15 protein-coding genes are annotated in these 16,491 nt (G+C 40.4%); 9 read left to right on the forward strand and 6 right to left on the reverse strand.

Annotated elements, in window-relative coordinates; all coding sequences use genetic code 11:
* Nucleotides 1–11 precede the first annotated feature (11 nt).
* Nucleotides 12–377: a hypothetical protein gene (locus MN086_RS05015; protein WP_248576964.1), complete on the forward strand. Its 366-nt coding sequence runs from the start codon at nucleotides 12–14 to the stop codon at nucleotides 375–377.
* 212 nt (nucleotides 378–589) lie between these two features.
* On the opposite strand, the gene MN086_RS05020 is transcribed toward MN086_RS05015, so the two are convergent.
* The 4 genes from MN086_RS05020 to MN086_RS05035 form a co-directional block, all read right to left on the reverse strand.
* Complete coding sequence (locus MN086_RS05020) at nucleotides 590–931, reverse strand: hypothetical protein (RefSeq protein WP_248576965.1); 342 nt, start codon at nucleotides 929–931, stop codon at nucleotides 590–592.
* Nucleotides 932–1,019: 88 nt separating this feature from the next.
* Nucleotides 1,020–2,891: a DUF2207 domain-containing protein gene (locus MN086_RS05025; protein WP_248576966.1), complete on the reverse strand. Its 1,872-nt coding sequence runs from the start codon at nucleotides 2,889–2,891 to the stop codon at nucleotides 1,020–1,022.
* A 4-nt stretch (nucleotides 2,892–2,895) separates the two neighbouring features.
* Nucleotides 2,896–3,459: a LemA family protein gene (locus MN086_RS05030; protein WP_248576967.1), complete on the reverse strand. Its 564-nt coding sequence runs from the start codon at nucleotides 3,457–3,459 to the stop codon at nucleotides 2,896–2,898.
* Nucleotides 3,460–3,509: 50 nt separating this feature from the next.
* A complete protein-coding gene (locus MN086_RS05035) occupies nucleotides 3,510–3,857 on the reverse strand; it encodes a gamma-glutamylcyclotransferase family protein (RefSeq protein WP_248576968.1) in 348 nt (115 codons plus the stop codon).
* Between the two features lie 114 nt (nucleotides 3,858–3,971).
* On the opposite strand from MN086_RS05035, the gene MN086_RS05040 reads away from it, so the two are divergent.
* On the forward strand, nucleotides 3,972–4,865 hold the full coding sequence (locus MN086_RS05040) for a 5'-nucleotidase (RefSeq protein WP_248576969.1): 894 nt from the start codon (nucleotides 3,972–3,974) through the stop codon (nucleotides 4,863–4,865).
* A 46-nt stretch (nucleotides 4,866–4,911) separates the two neighbouring features.
* Here the strand turns inward: MN086_RS05040 and tgt are convergent, their stop codons facing one another.
* Nucleotides 4,912–6,030: a tRNA guanosine(34) transglycosylase Tgt gene (tgt, locus tag MN086_RS05045; RefSeq protein WP_248576970.1), complete on the reverse strand. Its 1,119-nt coding sequence runs from the start codon at nucleotides 6,028–6,030 to the stop codon at nucleotides 4,912–4,914.
* 343 nt (nucleotides 6,031–6,373) lie between these two features.
* Between tgt and MN086_RS05050 the strand changes: the two genes are divergently transcribed.
* The 7 genes from MN086_RS05050 to MN086_RS05080 all read left to right on the forward strand — a co-directional run bounded on the left by MN086_RS05050 (nucleotide 6,374) and on the right by MN086_RS05080 (nucleotide 15,515).
* The gene (locus tag MN086_RS05050) at nucleotides 6,374–7,606 is read left to right on the forward strand and encodes a COG3400 family protein (RefSeq protein ID WP_248576971.1); all 1,233 of its coding nucleotides are present in this window, start codon (nucleotides 6,374–6,376) and stop codon (nucleotides 7,604–7,606) included.
* A gap of 94 nt (nucleotides 7,607–7,700) precedes the next feature.
* Complete coding sequence (gene aroB / locus MN086_RS05055; protein WP_248576972.1) at nucleotides 7,701–8,753, forward strand: 3-dehydroquinate synthase; 1,053 nt, start codon at nucleotides 7,701–7,703, stop codon at nucleotides 8,751–8,753.
* Nucleotides 8,750–10,417, forward strand: a complete 1,668-nt coding sequence (locus MN086_RS05060; protein WP_248576973.1) for a mechanosensitive ion channel domain-containing protein — start codon at nucleotides 8,750–8,752, stop codon at nucleotides 10,415–10,417. The genes aroB and MN086_RS05060 overlap by 4 nt, the downstream gene beginning before the upstream one ends.
* A 2-nt stretch (nucleotides 10,418–10,419) precedes the next feature.
* A complete protein-coding gene (gene mtaB, locus MN086_RS05065; protein WP_248577084.1) occupies nucleotides 10,420–11,667 on the forward strand; it encodes a tRNA (N(6)-L-threonylcarbamoyladenosine(37)-C(2))-methylthiotransferase MtaB in 1,248 nt (415 codons plus the stop codon).
* Nucleotides 11,642–13,318, forward strand: coding sequence for an AAA family ATPase (locus MN086_RS05070; protein ID WP_248576974.1), 1,677 nt, complete (start codon nucleotides 11,642–11,644; stop codon nucleotides 13,316–13,318). The genes mtaB and MN086_RS05070 overlap by 26 nt, the downstream gene beginning before the upstream one ends.
* Before the next feature lie 16 nt (nucleotides 13,319–13,334).
* The gene (gene bioV, locus MN086_RS05075; RefSeq protein ID WP_248576975.1) at nucleotides 13,335–13,856 is read left to right on the forward strand and encodes a pimelyl-ACP methyl ester esterase BioV; all 522 of its coding nucleotides are present in this window, start codon (nucleotides 13,335–13,337) and stop codon (nucleotides 13,854–13,856) included.
* A 309-nt stretch (nucleotides 13,857–14,165) separates the two neighbouring features.
* Nucleotides 14,166–15,515, forward strand: coding sequence for a glycosyltransferase (locus MN086_RS05080; protein ID WP_248576976.1), 1,350 nt, complete (start codon nucleotides 14,166–14,168; stop codon nucleotides 15,513–15,515).
* Here the strand turns inward: MN086_RS05080 and MN086_RS05085 are convergent.
* Nucleotides 15,498–16,481, reverse strand: a complete 984-nt coding sequence (locus MN086_RS05085) for a patatin-like phospholipase family protein (protein ID WP_248576977.1) — start codon at nucleotides 16,479–16,481, stop codon at nucleotides 15,498–15,500. The two genes, MN086_RS05080 and MN086_RS05085, sit on opposite strands and share 18 nt — an antisense overlap.
* Between the last annotated feature and the right edge of the window lie 10 nt (nucleotides 16,482–16,491).

Below are 16,491 nucleotides of genomic sequence, written 5' to 3' on the forward strand. Positions count from 1 at the left end.
AGGAAAGTATCATGAGAAGAAGAAATCTTAAACTCATAAGTGCAGAAAGCATACTTGTTTCAGCATTGATCTTTAATGCATGTAATCACCAGGAGAGAGCATTTGCCACTGGTGTAGGTGTTGGTGTTATAGCTGCCTCAGTCTACAGTTATCCTCACTATTATGGTCATCCCTACTATTATTTCGATGGCAGATATTACTATGGCGGATATTATCGTGATGGATTTTACTACTATAAAGGACAGAGATTTAGAAATGGACACTACTACCATAGAGGATACAGATACCATCATGGTCACCGTTATCGTGCACGTGTAGGTCATTACGGTTACTATCAAAATAGAAAACAATATGACAATCGCCACAGATATAGATAGTCACTGAAATTGTAAATTGAAGGGAATTTTATCTTAGGTAGAGCAAGGTTGGGTTTGTTTCGTTGGTAGTCGAGACAACAATGTTTTTCTAAAAGGAGGAAGAATAAAAAAAACTGCCATACCTAAGATATGTGCGAATTGTATCTAAATAAGATAAAATTAGTCTTAATTTAAAACTTATAACTAAAATTTGTTCAAATTATTTTTTAAACCTAGCAGACAAGCCAGTTTTCCATTTTGAAAATCTCCTCTGTAGCAGGCATTCCTTTCCATCCGTTCGATTCCAGATACATCATTTTATTTCCGAAATATCCTACAATATACTTCTCTTTGTAGATTGGGAAGGTTCCCGAGTGAAACATGGCAAAAATATCTTCATAGCTTTTGGCTGTTTCATAATAGGTGAAATCAAAACTGTGCAGGGCAATCAATGCTGTTTGCAGCATCTCATTTTGATGCATAGCACTGCTAAGAACATAATAGGAAGGGTAGGGTACAGCAGGATCATCCAGCAGTTCTGAGATATAGAATCTTTCTTTTTTCTTGTTATACATAGCGGCATTGTAGGATATTGTGCTATAGAGTAGCTAAAAATATGTCATATTGTCATATTTATCATGTAAGCATCAGGCAGGGGAGAGGCTACCATGAGCCTCCACCTCCACCTCCACCGCCACCTCCTGAGAAGCCACCACCACCGGAGAAACCGCTGCCGCCATTAGCACTTTTTGATGGAAGTGTAGATGCAGCACTGAGAGAAGAGGAGAATCGACCCAAACCTGACACATCTCCATGATACCAATAGGGTGGATTTACATGCAAAATATTATAGAAGGAGAGCCAATGGTCCGCTTCATCAAAGAGAACGGCATAGGGCAACATCTTTTCCAGGTAAAGTGGATCCATTGTTAAACGTCTTTTTATCTCATCTTGTTTTACCCGTTTAATAAACTCTTTTAAACCCAATAGATGTTTGGATGCATAGGCTCCTTTTTGTGTAAACTTACCTATTTTTCTATAGGACAAAACTAAAGCTGCCACCAGTACGATCAGAACACCTATCGGACCAACAATAAGATCATTTAGATGGATGCCTTCTTTCTGTATGGCAAGAAAAGGTATCATGCCTGCTGTAGCAAAAATAAGACCTGTTATTTTAGAGAACCAGTTTCTATTCAACGCCATAACATTAAGACCGACACCGCCAAAGACAAGAGGAAAGATAAGAAGAAAGATCACCTCTTCTCCAAACTTCAGATAGAGGTTGTAAAGTACCAATCCCACAACAGGAAGTAAAAACACAACACTCTTGGCTAAAAAGTTTCTGCGTACCCTTTGTGGATTTTCAACCATATATCCATCAGCCACCGACCAAGTGTAAAGGTTATCATTGATATATTTGAACCCTTTCTGCAGGGCCGATGCTTTTTCTTCGGAACCCGAAGTGAGCACAAAACTGTTTTTCCCTTTAAAAAGTACCTGTTCAAGCAGATACTTTTGGTCCATTCTTAAATTTGAAGTATTCCTCTCTTTACGTGTTAAAATAGGATCAAGTTTCTTCTCTCTTTGGTCAATCTCCAGATACCCCAAATGTGCCAGTTCAAGCACTGCTGCTGCAAAATCTTTATTGTCAGTGAACTTGTCCAGAACAAGTCCTGATTCCAACAGACTTAACCCTTTGGGAGGTTCATATTGCACTGCGATGGACCGCTTGTCGACAAATCCTCTATTCTTAGTGTAGCTATGATAAAAATAGAGCAAAAAACCGACCAATGCAGCCCAATGAAAATGGCCCAAAAACCACTCCATAAAAGTGGCTTTGACATTCTCCAGACCATTTTGATCTAAAATATCAGCCGGATATGCCAGCTCAACCGTTGCACCTTCATAAGGATTAAGCCTAGCTACTTTCACTTGCAGTTGTCTTGGATCTATCCATATACTCGTAGCTGAAGAACGCTTAGATCCGTAACGGCCTGTGTATGTTGAGAGTGCAATGTCATACTGACTGAGAGATGAGGGCAAGAAAAAATTTGCTTCAATGTTTATAACAGGGATCTGCCATCCCGTACCTATGATATTCCAGCGTATGGCATCATCTTCTTCATCTTGCGCAGCAGGAAGTACACCTTTTTTCACACGGTAAGCGATCTTATAATGGTGTTTTCCCGTGATATAGGTATGTGCTGAACCTATTTTCAAACGGATGACATCTCCTGCCTGCGCAGAAGCAAGTGTGGACTGCTGCCACTCTACGATACCCCCATCAAGCTGTACAGAAAAGTGATAGAGCCCCAGATCTTTTATAAGGTTATTTCTTTTGATGGTGTAAGGTATATCACGGAAGATCCCGTGCTTTCTTTGACCTTCAAAATCATAGGTGATAGACTCTACGATAGAGAGTTCACCACTCTGTTCTACCGTAATATCTATCTTATAGTTTGAGATCTTTTCAGCGTAAACAGAGGCATTCAACCCCAAAAAGAGGAGGGTGAGGATGAGTAGTTTTTTCATAAAGTTAAAAGTTTATTTTAGGCATCTTTTTTGCAGCTTCGGCTTCACTCTCATCCAGCTCAAAATATTCACGAGCGGTAAAGTTAAACTTTCTGGCTATATAAAGATCAGGAAAGGAGTCAAGTCTGTAGTTATAATCTCTGACGATGGCATTATAGTAGCGTCTTGCATTTTGCAGAGCATCTTCGATACCTGATAACTCATTTTGCAGTTTTATAAATGTCGTATTTGCTTTAAGATCAGGGTAGGCTTCAGCCAGTGCAAAGAGTTTGCCCAGGGCCCCTGAGATCATATTGGCTGCAGCAGCCTTTTCATCTATGCTTCCTGCATCCAAACCCTGTTGGCGTGCCTGTATCACTTTTTCAAGAGTCTCTGCTTCATAATCCTTATATCCTTTGACCGTATCTACCAGTGCAGGGATTAGATCATAGCGACGCTTTAATTGCACATCGATATCGGACCATGCTGCATCTATACCAGTACGTAGGGATATGAACCTGTTATAGATGACAACAAGATAAGCAGCTACTGCTACAATGATCAGTAAAACGATATTTCCAAAACTCATTTCTCTTCCTTTAATGGTTGTATATTTTTATTATAACAAAAGATACTTTTTTACTCTTCTAAATGTTCTTTCTCTTCCTTGAGGACGTAGATAAAAGTATCGACATCGAGTTCATCATATCTCTCAACACTCACAGCCGTGCGCACAAACTCCTCTCCTTCAAATTCATCGAGATACTCCCAATGCTCATCAAGATTTCGTGAGTAGAACAGATATCCATGCACTGTATCGCCATCTGGGTCGAGTTTGATGCCCGGATACCCCATAGAGGCCGACCACCCTGCACCTATAAGATTTCCTCGAACCGTTGCGGGGACAAACTTACCTGTGATATTTTCCAGTACATGGCCATTGGGACAATTTGGCATCAGCGTACCGTATACAAATAATGTTTCCATTTTTGACCTTTGATTTAGTAAAAGAATTCTAGCATAGGTTTTATTTGGTAAACTCTTCACTCTGACACCTAAAGTAAAATTGACTACAATACAGCAAACAATAAAAGGAAAGCTATGGCTTATGATCTTCAGAACAAACTTGTAATTGCTATCTCATCCCGTGCACTATTTAGCCTTGAAGAAGAAAACAGCATTTTTGACAAAGATGGATTAGAAGCATATTATAACTATCAGCTGTCTCATTTGGATGATCCTTTATCCAAAGGTTCTGCATTCAAATTTGTACAGAATCTGCTTGCCATTAACAAAAAATTTGATAACAAACTGATAGAAGTGATCATCCTTTCTCGTAATAACGCAGCGACAGGCTTGCGTATAGGACGCTCCATTGAACACTACAAGCTGGATATCGAACGTACCGGATGGACGGCAGGCACGCCTGTAAGCAGGTACCTTGAAGCGTTTAAGGTAGACTTATTTCTTTCTGTACACTCTCCGGATGTTGAGGAGGCAGTCAACTCGGGTGTGGCTGCTGCGACCATACTTCCGCATACGCCTATCACCTCTGAGGAGAGTGATATGGTAAAAATAGCTTTCGATGGAGATGCAGTCCTGTTTGGGGATGAAAGTGAAAGGATCTATCAGGAAAAAGGTTTGGAAGCGTTCATCGAACACGAACGTGAAAATGCCAAAAATCCGTTAAGTCAAGGACCGTTTTTCAAGTTTCTTAAAACAATATCAGAGATACAGGACAAGTTCCCTATGGAAGGATCACCTATCCGTACAGCCCTGGTGACTGCAAGAAATTTCTCTACACATGAAAGAGTGTTAGGTACATTAGAGGGGTGGGGTGTACGTGTAGATGAAGCCTTTTTCCAAGGCGGCGTACAAAAAAGAGAAGTTGTTAAAGCGTTCGGGGCTGATATATTTTTTGATGATCAGGATACGCATTTAGAGCATACATCCAAAGAGACCCCCTCTGCAAAAGTCCCATATAGGCGATCATAGTATTTAATATTACACTGCTCTTTATTTGTCTTAAATGTGCTAAATATTACTTCCTTTTTTCATAGAACTCTGCTTTAAATGCATCAAACCTTTGTTCTTGTATCGCCTCTCTCATTTGTCTCATCAAGTTAAGATAGTAGTAGAGATTATGAATCGTCGCGAGTCTGAAATAAGTGATCTCCCTTGCACGGAAGAGGTGGCGCAGATAGGACCTTGAGTAGGTTTGACAGACCATACACCCACATTCAGGGTCGATAGGGGAATCATCCGTCGTGTATTCAGCCTTTTTGATATTGACTTTACCGAAACTTGTAAAGAGTGTTCCGTTACGTGCATTCCTCGTAGGCATTACACAGTCAAACATGTCCACGCCACGTGCAACGTTCTCTACGAGGTCTTCGGGAGTTCCTACTCCCATAAGATAACGCGGTTTCTCTTCGGGCATGAACTGCGTGGTCCACTCTACTGTGTCATACATATCTTGATTTGCTTCTCCTACGCTAAGACCGCCAATGGCAAACCCGTCATAATCCATCGCACAGAGTTCTTTAGCCGACTTCTCACGAAACGCCTTGTCGGTACCACCCTGTATAATGGCAAAAATGTTTTGGTCCAGACCGATGCCTTCTGACTGTTTGGCCCTGAAGTAGTCTATGGATTCCTGCGCCCAACGCGTAGTACGCTCGATACTTGCCTTGATACGTTCCTGAGTAGCGGGAAGGGCGACAAGATCATCCAGTATCATCATAATGTCCGATCCCAGGTTATGTTGGATATCTATCACTTTTTTAGGTGTAAAGTAGTGTTTGCTTCCATCAAGGTGACTTCTAAAATGGATACCATCCTCATCTATCTTCACATTGTCTGAAAGTGAAAAAGCCTGGAACCCGCCACTGTCCGTCAGAAAGCTTTTTGGATACTTCGTAAATCCGTGCAGTTTTCCCATGGTCTTGATCGTTTCATCCCCCGGACGCATGTATAAATGATAGGTGTTCCCCAGGATGATCTCGGGCTTGATGAATGTAGCAAGATCCGTTGCATCAAGTGCTTTGACAGCACCTACCGTACCTACAGGCATAAATACCGGTGTTTGTATCGTAGAATGGGCTGTTTTTATCGTACAGGCTCTCGCTTTGCCATCTGTTTTATCTATCTGAAATTCCATTGTGTTATAATATCCCTCAAAAATTATTACGGAAGTATATCTATATTTTACAAAATAAGACAAAAGTGACGCTTCATATGATCCCTGTATGATACGTACGAGAAGTCACTACATACCTTTTTCTTATAAGTAAATGATATAAAGGATCCTCATCAAAAATATACTTATTTTAGCTAGTGGCAGTATTGCCAAAAATTTTATCGAATGGGTCAGTAAAAACAGGGTTGCTGAGAACCAATATTATGTCACATGCCATAAAGAGCATACCATACCGGAGAAAATAGGCCAAAACATTACGATCATTGATGCTGACCCTACAAGTTTTTCTAAATTGAATCGTATTATGCATGAGACGAAGTTCTCAAATCTTTTTGTGGTAATGGAAGACCTAGAGGATGCCCGGTATGTACTAAAAAATATAGCCATGATCAAGCCCAAGATACGTATCACGCTTGTAAACCAATGGGATGACCATAAGATAGGGAAGGACCATGAGAACATCACCATCGTTCACAGTGATAAACTGATCGCAGCCCATCTTTATGATCAACTTCCCAATGTACCTTTGGTCGCACAGAATGTCGGGCTTGGCCAGGGAGAGATTATGGAAGTCCATGTACCTTTCGGAAGTTCATACGCTTATAGACATATAGGATCGATCCTGCAACAAAAATGGAAGATCTCTGCTCTTTATAGAGATGAAAAGCTCATCCTTCCGGAAGACACCACTATGATTCGTCCAAACGATACCTTACTGATCCTGGGGCAACCGATCGTACTCAATGGTGTATATAAGACGATCAATAAAAGAATAGGTCTTTTCCCTGAACCATTTGGTAAAAACATCTACCTTATCCTAGATCTGAGACATGATAAGAAAGAGGCACTGCTTTGCCTTAAACAAAGTATATATCTTATAGAAAAACTGGAAGATAAAGCACTCTTTGTACGTATTTTATACCCCAATGATTTTGATTTGATCGAAGAACTCAAGACTTTGGAATCAGAACGTGTAACCATCTCTATATCGTATGAAAATGAAAATGCTACATTCCTCATCAAAAATGACATACATGAATTTGACATAGGGCTTGTGATGAACACTATCCCTGCATTTGAGGCAGATAACCTTAAAGAGACACTCTATGATCTAAAAAAGCTGGTCTTCCTTTTTGGTGACAAACTGCTGTATAACATCAAAAACTCTGTCGTATTAATGAGTGAAAATGAAAAAATGGAATCTATTTCATCTACAGCTTTCGATATATCGGAGACACTGGGGTTAGGACTCACATTGGGTGACTTTAACCCTGAAGGTGATTTTGAGAGTAAGAAGATGATCATAGATCATTATGAGACACTGGCACATCTCTTTAACATGGAGGTGAATATCGAACAGAAAGTCGCCAATCCGATACGTGAACTTTCAAACATGGAAGATATACTCCAGGTCGCACCTTTTGAAAAAGATCTCAATACCAACAGTCTTAGAAAAATTATTTCCAACAGGATACAGGACTTTCTTCTTACGACCAACAAACATCCTAAACTGCTTGTTCCTTTTGCAATGTCATAATAGAGGCTCTATGGGGCATAAAAGCCTTTAAAACGATACTTAATCACAAATAAGATAAAATAGAGCCAATAATAACGCGCAAGGTTTTACTAATATGATCGTCCCTATCGAATTAGCTCATACTCAAAACATCACTTATGACATTACTATTGATGCATTACCCCAACTTACTTTTGACACCAATGTTGTGGTAGTAACGAACCCGACAGTTGCAGGGTACCATCTTGAAACACTTCTTTCTCACATTCATGCCACAAAGCTCAATGTGGTTACGATCCCTGATGGGGAGGGGTATAAGACCCTGGAAACCGTTGAAAATATACTGAATGAGTGTTTTGAACATAAGCTCGATAGAAAATCCCTGCTGATCGCCTTTGGCGGTGGTGTGATAGGGGACATGACAGGGTTTACTGCAAGCATTTATCAAAGAGGGATAGACTTTATACAGATACCTACCACACTGCTAAGTCAAGTGGATGCCAGTGTAGGAGGTAAAACAGGGGTCAATAACAAATATGGGAAAAATCTCATTGGTGCGTTTTATCAACCTAAAGCTGTCTATATAGACCCTGCATTTTTACAAACACTGCCCCCGAGAGAGTTTGCCGCAGGTATCGCTGAGATAGTCAAAATGGCTGTCATGTTCGATAAATCCTATTTTGAATTTTTGCAAAAGTCGGATTTCAGTAACACTGAAACACTCAAAGAGGTGATCAAAAAGAGTGTAGAACTAAAAGCATGGGTGGTCAATCAAGATGAAAAAGAGGCAGGCATACGAGCGGTGCTTAACTACGGACACACGTTTGGACATGTCGTTGAAAATGAAACAAACTATACTACCTACCTCCATGGCGAAGCAGTCGCTATAGGTATGGTCATGGCCAACGCTTTGGCAGTGGAGCTAGGTCTGTTTACCCAAGAGGAGGCCGAAGCGGTCAAAACACTTCTAGAAAAGGCTTCTTTACCTACTGAGTATGTGATCAAAGATGTAGATGACTTTTATGAGCATTTCTTTTTAGACAAAAAAAGTGCGAAGGGGAGTATCAAATTCATCTTTCCCAATGGAATGGGTAACTATAAAATGGCATCCGATATTGATGAAAGTGTCGTGAAAAAAGTGCTTCGCAGCTTTGGAGAAAATAAATGAGTTTTAAAAACATTCTTATAGCTTTTTCTCTTTTTTCTTTTGTTCCTGCATTTGCTGAACCTGCTTTAGAGCAGAATAGTACTGCTGAGACGATCATAGAGGCTAATAAAACAGAAAAACTTCCTTTGGATATGCAGAGGATAAATCAGCTGCTTGTGCAAAAAGAGACGCTCGAAAAAGAACTGAGTGAAAATAATATCTGGTCAAAGATCTATAGCAACTACCATACCTACAAAGAATTGGAAAAACAACAGATCATACTGGATGAAACGATCGATCGCTTGGAAAAAATAAAACGTAAAACCCAAGCTCAAAAAGAGGAATATCAAACTGCTCAAGATACTAAGATAACACTTCTTGGCAAACTTCAACTTCTAAGAGAGTATGAAAAAGACCCATTTAAAAAGTTCCTTACGCCACCTGAGATTGCTGCTGTACCTAAAGTAGATAGTCCTTTTGCTCTTATCTCGGCAGTTTCTTACAGAGAAAAGCTCCAATCAGACATGGAAGAGTACAACAACCGATATGAATCTCTTTATCACATCGTTGAAAAGTTTAAACAAAAACAGCTCCTTCTTAAAAAACTTTTAAAGTTGGACCCGCTGAACATAGTGTTCATCAATGAACAGCAAGACACGATAGATCAAATCAAAACATTTATTCCTGTACTGGAAATATTTAAAACCACCAAGAATGTCTATAGTAAAAAAATTGATGAGATCGAGCTCAAGCTCAAAAATGATATTCAAAGAGAGATACAAAGAACGATGATGATCGGAGGGATCATCCTTTTCTTTATTTTCCTTTTGTTCTTTATTAAACACTTCGTTAAAAAGTATATGTCAGAAGATGAACGCTTTTATGCGATAAATAAAGCACTCAATATCTCTTTTGTCAGTATTTTGATCTTAACCTTACTTCTTGCCTATATAGAAAACGTAAGTTATCTGGTCACGATCCTTGGTTTTGCCTCAGCAGGTATTGCTATTGCGATGAAAGACTGGTTCATGTCTCTTATGGGGTGGGCGACCATCGTATTGGGAGGGGCTATTCATGTAGGTGACAGGGTCCGTTTTGTACGTGAAGGTGTGGAGTATGTAGGGGATATCGTCGATATCTCCATGCTTCGTATGACCATGCATGAAGATGTTAACCTCACATCGTATATGACCAACCGAAGAGCAGGGCGAATGATCTTCATTCCAAACAACTTCATATTTACTGATATGATTGCGAATTATTCTCACTCCGGACTCAAAACGGTATGGGATGGGATAGACTTTGTCATTACTTTTGATTCTGATGCCAATAAGGCTACGCATATTGCCAAAGAGATCACCAAGAAATACTCTAAAGGGTATACAGAGATCACAAGAAAGCAGCTCAACAAGCTTAGAAGCAAGTATGGTATGAGAAACACCAATGTTGAACCTAGGATCTTTGTGCATATCGAACCTTATGGTTTAAAGATATCGGCATGGTATCTCACGAACTCCTATGCGACCATGACACTTAGAAGTACTATTTCCGTGGAGATCATCGCACGTATTCAAGAAGAAGAGAAGATCCAACTGGCATTCCCTACACAATCTATCTATGTGGATAAAAATGTACCTAGACCTGAAATAGGGTTAGATACTATCAATCCTCCTCAAGGACTTTAATGATGCAAAAAGTCTATTTTAAAACCTTCGGATGTCGTACGAACCAGTTTGATACACAGGTCATGATGTCAAAACTGAAAGATTACGAACTGACAGACGATGAACTGAGCTCTGATATCATCGTTGTGAACTCCTGTACCGTGACCAACGGTGCAGACTCTTCTGTACGTAACTATATCTCATCGATGCAACGTAAAAACCCAGATGCAAAGGTCATACTGGCAGGCTGTGGATCACACTCCAAAGGTGAATCATTGTTTGAAGACAAAAAAGTATTCGGTGTTATCGGTCACTCAGAGAAAGAGAATATCAATGCTGTACTTAAAAATGAAAAACCGTTTTATCAGATCGGTGATCTTGAGCATATCGATTCGACCATTGTTGAAGAATTTGTGGGTAAGAGCCGTGCTTTTATCAAGATCCAGGAGGGGTGTGACTTTAGATGTTCCTACTGTATCATTCCTGCCGTACGCGGTGATGCACGTTCACATAAAGAAGAGACTATTTTAGAGCAGATCAACAAACTTGCAGCCAATGGGTTTGGAGAATTCATCCTTACAGGAACCAATGTAGGAAGTTACGGTCAGGACCACAACACATCTATGGCCAAACTGCTTAAAAAGATGAGTATGATCCGCGGTGTTCGACGTATACGCATCGGAAGTATGGAGCCTATACAGATTACTGATGAATTCCTGGAACTGCTTAATGAACCCTGGATGGCAAAACATATGCACATTGCCCTGCAGCACACCAGCGATAAAATGCTCAAACTGATGAACAGAAGAAATGAGTTTAAGAGCGACCTGGCACTTTTCAGAAAAATTGCAGACCAGGGGTATGCTTTAGGAACAGACTTCATTGTGGGACATCCCGGTGAAGATGAACAAGAGTGGGCTGAGGCGATCTCCAGAGTGAAAGAGTTACCTTTGACCCATGTGCACGCTTTCTCCTACTCTAAGCGGGACAATACCCCTTCTGCAACTATGAAACCCGAAGTCAAAGGTAACATTGCCAAAGAGCGTCATCGTGAACTTACAAATATTATCAAAGCTAAGAACTTTACTTTCAGACGGGAACATACACAAAACCTTGAAGTATTGCTTGAGAGTGGTAAAGATGGTGTCTATCAGGGATTTGACCAATATTTCAATAAAGTATCTGTAACAAGTGATGAAGACCTCAGTGCAAACTGGGTCCTGCTAAATGATGTGGAGGTAGGCAATGAAGGCAATAAAGCCAAAGTTTAATGCATCATCATTGAATCCTTCGAATATCAAAATTATTGTGGGATTATTTGCACTCTTGATCCTACTGCTTTCATTTGCCATCCTTAGAGATACAGATACACTCATTACCCATGATCAGGCTAATGCGCTCTACACTGAAAACAAGATTCAAAAAGTCATTATAGATGGCGATTTTATACGTTTCAAGACAGCCACAGGAAACTATAAGATCTACAAAGATGCCGTCAATAAAACAGCTTTTTTTACCAAATACCCTGTTGAAGTACGTCAAGACAACAGTGATATCTATGATCTTCTTTCTTTTCTTATCATCATTGCAGCATTTGGTTTTTTATATAGATTGATGAGACAGAACAGACTGCAACAGCTCAAACATATAAGGGCAGCTTCCAAAACCGATGATACACCTGTAAATGATCCTGTACAGGCACTCACCTCAAATGTTACTTTTGCAGATGTCGCAGGGATCAAAGATGTGAAAGAGGAGCTTGAAGAGATCATCGATTTTCTCAAAGCTCCACAAAAATATCGTGACCTCGACATTCGTTTACCCAAAGGTGTGCTCCTGGTAGGTCCTCCCGGTGTAGGGAAAACGCTTATTTCAAAAGCCGTTGCAGGTGAAGCGAATGTCCCTTTCTTTTATCAAAGTGGTGCTTCTTTTGTACATATCTATGTAGGAATGGGTGCAAAAAGAGTCTCTGAGCTCTTTAAAAAAGCAAAACAGATGGCACCGAGTATTGTTTTTATTGACGAGATCGATGCTGTAGGAAAAAGCCGCGGCGAATTCAGAAATGATGAGAGAGAGGCCACCCTCAATCAGCTTCTCACGGAAATGGATGGATTTGAAGAAAGTTCCGGTGTAATCGTCATTGGTGCTACCAATAAAATAGAGATGCTCGATGAGGCACTGCTGAGGGCAGGGCGTTTTGATAGACGTATACATATATCACTGCCTGATCTGGAAGACAGGGCCAAAACACTTGAGCTCTATCTTGTACACAAACCAAACAACGTGGACATCAACCTTATTGCACGTATGACCGTCGGTTTTAACTCTGCTGCATTGGATACACTGACTAATGAAGCTGCTATCTTTGCGATGAGAGAAGGACGCAGTGTTGTCGAAACTTCAGATTTTGAAGCCGTCAAAGAGAAAGTCTTACTGGGAAAACGGAAAATACTCTCTTTTACTGAAGAGGAGAGAGAAATTCAAGCCGTTTATCAAGCAGCTAAAGCAGTTACCGCTACCTGGCTGGATGTTGAATATGAGAAAATAGGTATCGTGAACACAAGGCTTGTAAACCAGGAGCATGAGATACTCTCCAAAAGCCAGCTTCTTGCACGTATCAAAGTCTATCTCGCAGGCAGTATCGCCACAAAGATACACTATAATGAACAATTCACCAATGCAAGTGCTGATATTGCTCAGGCAAAAGAGATCGTTAGAAAAGTGGTCTACGAGTATGTCATGAGTGACAACTTCATCGTAACCACGCAACAAGAAGAGGAACTTTTACGTGAATCTGTTTCGGAGATCACAAAACTTTTAAACACGCTGGATCAAGCGCTGAGTGAGGTCACTGCTTTCCTCTTGGCACACGAAAATATCACGCCTGAAGAGTGCCGAGTGATCTTACGTAAGATCTTTTAGACAAGAGAGGATTCTCATGAAATACTTTAATGGATTTTCGCTTCAAAATGAAAAAGAACTTTTTACTCCCTATCTGATACAGAGTGAGTATTGTGTTGCAGGTTTTTCCTACGGAGCGCAACAGGCATTTGAGTATGTATATCATACTAAAGAGCGTATAGACAGACTTATACTACTCTCTCCGGCCTTTTTCCAAACAGAAAAACCAAGCTTTATCCGTACCCAGTTGCGTTACTTTGAAGCAGGACAAGAGGCATATGTCAAACAGTTCCTCTCCAATGCGGCTTATCCCTCAAGCTTGAATCTTTCAGAGTATTTGAACGTGGGGACCAAAGAGGAGCTTGAATCACTTCTTAGTTACACTTGGGAGAAAAATAAGATACAAGAACTACTTGATAGGGGTACTACGATCGAAGTTTTCTTGGGAGAGAATGACAAGATCATAGATGCACAAAAAGTGTTTGAGTTCTTCAAACCATTGACCACCACATATTTCATGAAGCGCGTGGGTCATATATTAAAAAATCAAACCTTATAAATCCAAAGGTGTTATTCATCTTAGTAACCTTGTAAAAGTAGTTTCTACACTTTTATAGCACTTTGCAGATGATGTGCTGCATGACCAGTTCTACATCCAACCGATAAAGCCTAAATAATTATTTTCTATTTGTATTGTTTTTACACAAAATACCCTAAAAAAATCTCAAATGGTCATACTTTTTACAATAGAGAGCCTTTTCCTGTATACTGTAAATATGAAATAAAAATTAATATATTAAAATAGAATTTTCTAATAAATAGTCAGATAATAAAGCACGATTTTTAAATATGGAGGGGAAACATAACAATGGCTGATGCAATACAGCGCCTCATTTTTCAACTCGGCACAAATAATTGGCAATCAAGTCAGGAGTTTGCTCCAGGTAGCGGTATTCTGCATGAACAGCATCATGACACCTACAACACTATGCCTGGTGTTGCATGCTACAGTGTCTTTCCATCTCGTGTACAGCAGCTTGATAGAGACGATGTTCGTGTCTTCGAACTTGAGCATGATATTCCCATCTGTGAATCCGTATCGCCCGTCTCATCCTACCGTTGGCACAGCATGAGCGAGGAAGAATTTGAAGCATACAGAACTAGGCTACGCGACTTCGTTACCACGTACATTGACGAAGTAGAGGAGATACATGGAAAGCCCTTCGATCTGTTTATCGCTCATCACTCATTCCTCAATCCGATGGTCATGGGTGATGTCAATCGCGCCCGTATTGCACAAGGTCGATCCGTTGTACCTTTGGTAACCTTTGTACATGGTACAGCATTGCTTATGTTTGATAATGAGATTGCAGGTGATGACCCCGAATATCCACAGCGATTTTATCCGCGCTGGATCAAAGAGGGTGTGTTCGATGCCGTCAATGGTGTCTTTGTGATTTCAAATTCCCAAAAAGAACGCTTTTTGTCGATATTTAAAGATTTTGACCCACAGAAAGTCTTTGTTACACCTAACGGCATAAACCCTGGTATTTTTAGAGTAGACGATACGCTTGAACGCAATGAAGTCCTTGCACGTTTCACTACCAAACCATACGAGGGAAGTATTGAGAAATCTGCTAAAATCCCGACTGGTTTTGACAGGGTAGTGCTTTTTGTAGGCAAATTTGCCGATATCAAGCGTATTGATTGCTTGCTTCATGCGGCAGTTGACTATGAGAAGATACCTGAGCTTCGGGTGGCTACGCTCATAGCCGGTTCTGGTCCGATTGAGGAGCAGAAGCGATATCAGGATATGGCACTCAAACTTGGTCTTACCAATGTATTTTTTATAGGTCCTCAACCTCAAACGGTACTTGCAGACCTCTATAACATTGCTGACATCGGAGTTTTTCCTACAAAATTCGAGGCCTTTGGGCTTGTCTTGTTAGAGTGTCTAGCTTGTGGAACCCCGGCTATCGGCACTGCTGCCGGCGGACCTTTGGAATTCATAGATCAGACAGTAGGGGAATTAGTTCCGGACTTTGAAAACAAAGAAGAGTTCCAAGAAGCATTAGGGAAAACTATTGTTCGTGCGCTTGTTGAGAACTGGAAACAGGATAAGACAGAGGCAGCCGTAGCGGTAGCTTCACAATACACGCTCATTAAGCAATGCGAACAGATTCTAAAAGGTGTAGACATGTTATCTCATCGTTTTTAAACTTTCTTGTGTGGCTCTTTTCCCTATCTCTATCATCTCATAGGCTTTGTCAAACTCATAAGATTCACAAGCATCTCTAGGTATCTCAATCATTAGATCAGGTTGATGTTCCTTGAGGGTATTTTCAACTATAAGACTTTGTGTGGCATCTAAACTTTTATTGAGTATATAAAGTATATCTATCGGAGGCTTTTCTTTAGAGCTATCCTTACCTATGGACTCCTTGGCTTTATCTACCAGCTGTATAGTCTTTTTGTACAATGTATTTTCTGCTTTTCCTTCTTTTTCAGGTCTCTCTATGTGATAGGAGTTTTCTATATTTGCATTGAGGTTCACGGCAATCGTAAGATCTGTCTTATCCGATGATACTGAGGCTATAGGCAAGGGGTCCAATACACCTCCGTCTACAAGGATCATATCGTTTTCAATGACCGGTCTAAATACAGTAGGTATGGCAATAGAAGCTCTTATGGCATCGATAAGCTTTCCTTTCTTGAACCATATTTTTTTACGATTTTTGATATCTGATGCTACGGCCATATAGGTGATAGGCAGCTCTTCTATTGTCAGGTCACCAATCATCTGTTCTATTTTCTGATATACGGAGTCTATATTCACTATACTTCCATGCGCAAGTGAGATATCAAGCAGTTTGAGCGTATCTATAAAATCCAGAGAGAGTACCCACTCTTTGTATGCATCCAGTTTTCCTGCCGCATACACTCCTCCTATCAATGCGCCCATAGAGGATCCTGAAATAGATTTGATCGTATACCCCTTCTCTTCAAGCGTTTCAATGACACCGATGTGCGCATATCCTCTGGCTCCTCCGCTGCCAAGGACCAAGGAGACAGTTTTTTTATCTTTTTGCATATCACTATCCTTTTTTATCTGTTTACTGTCGGCAAAGAGCAGGGATGATATGAATATCCCCAGTACTATCTGTAAAAATAACCGCTTTATCATGATCATACAG

The sequence above is a fragment of the Sulfurovum sp. XGS-02 genome (assembly GCF_023213175.1).
In the GTDB taxonomy this organism is placed as follows: domain Bacteria; phylum Campylobacterota; class Campylobacteria; order Campylobacterales; family Sulfurovaceae; genus Sulfurovum.

What these genes read in the sequence shown, in the direction of transcription:
- aroB (WP_248576972.1), top strand. Translation starts at nt 7,701, where the DNA reads ATGATCGTCCCTATCGAATTAGCTCATACTCAAAACATCACTTATGAC.
- MN086_RS05015 (WP_248576964.1), top strand. Translation starts at nt 12, where the DNA reads ATGAGAAGAAGAAATCTTAAACTCATAAGTGCAGAAAGCATACTTGTT.
- MN086_RS05050 (WP_248576971.1), top strand. Translation starts at nt 6,374, where the DNA reads ATGCATGAGACGAAGTTCTCAAATCTTTTTGTGGTAATGGAAGACCTA.
- MN086_RS05020 (WP_248576965.1), bottom strand. Translation starts at nt 931, where the DNA reads ATGTATAACAAGAAAAAAGAAAGATTCTATATCTCAGAACTGCTGGAT.
- MN086_RS05070 (WP_248576974.1), top strand. Translation starts at nt 11,642, where the DNA reads ATGAAGGCAATAAAGCCAAAGTTTAATGCATCATCATTGAATCCTTCG.
- mtaB (WP_248577084.1), top strand. Translation starts at nt 10,420, where the DNA reads ATGCAAAAAGTCTATTTTAAAACCTTCGGATGTCGTACGAACCAGTTT.
- MN086_RS05030 (WP_248576967.1), bottom strand. Translation starts at nt 3,459, where the DNA reads ATGAGTTTTGGAAATATCGTTTTACTGATCATTGTAGCAGTAGCTGCT.
- MN086_RS05085 (WP_248576977.1), bottom strand. Translation starts at nt 16,481, where the DNA reads ATGATAAAGCGGTTATTTTTACAGATAGTACTGGGGATATTCATATCA.
- MN086_RS05080 (WP_248576976.1), top strand. Translation starts at nt 14,166, where the DNA reads ATGGCTGATGCAATACAGCGCCTCATTTTTCAACTCGGCACAAATAAT.
- MN086_RS05040 (WP_248576969.1), top strand. Translation starts at nt 3,972, where the DNA reads ATGGCTTATGATCTTCAGAACAAACTTGTAATTGCTATCTCATCCCGT.
- MN086_RS05025 (WP_248576966.1), bottom strand. Translation starts at nt 2,891, where the DNA reads ATGAAAAAACTACTCATCCTCACCCTCCTCTTTTTGGGGTTGAATGCC.
- tgt (WP_248576970.1), bottom strand. Translation starts at nt 6,030, where the DNA reads ATGGAATTTCAGATAGATAAAACAGATGGCAAAGCGAGAGCCTGTACG.
- bioV (WP_248576975.1), top strand. Translation starts at nt 13,335, where the DNA reads ATGAAATACTTTAATGGATTTTCGCTTCAAAATGAAAAAGAACTTTTT.
- MN086_RS05060 (WP_248576973.1), top strand. Translation starts at nt 8,750, where the DNA reads ATGAGTTTTAAAAACATTCTTATAGCTTTTTCTCTTTTTTCTTTTGTT.
- MN086_RS05035 (WP_248576968.1), bottom strand. Translation starts at nt 3,857, where the DNA reads ATGGAAACATTATTTGTATACGGTACGCTGATGCCAAATTGTCCCAAT.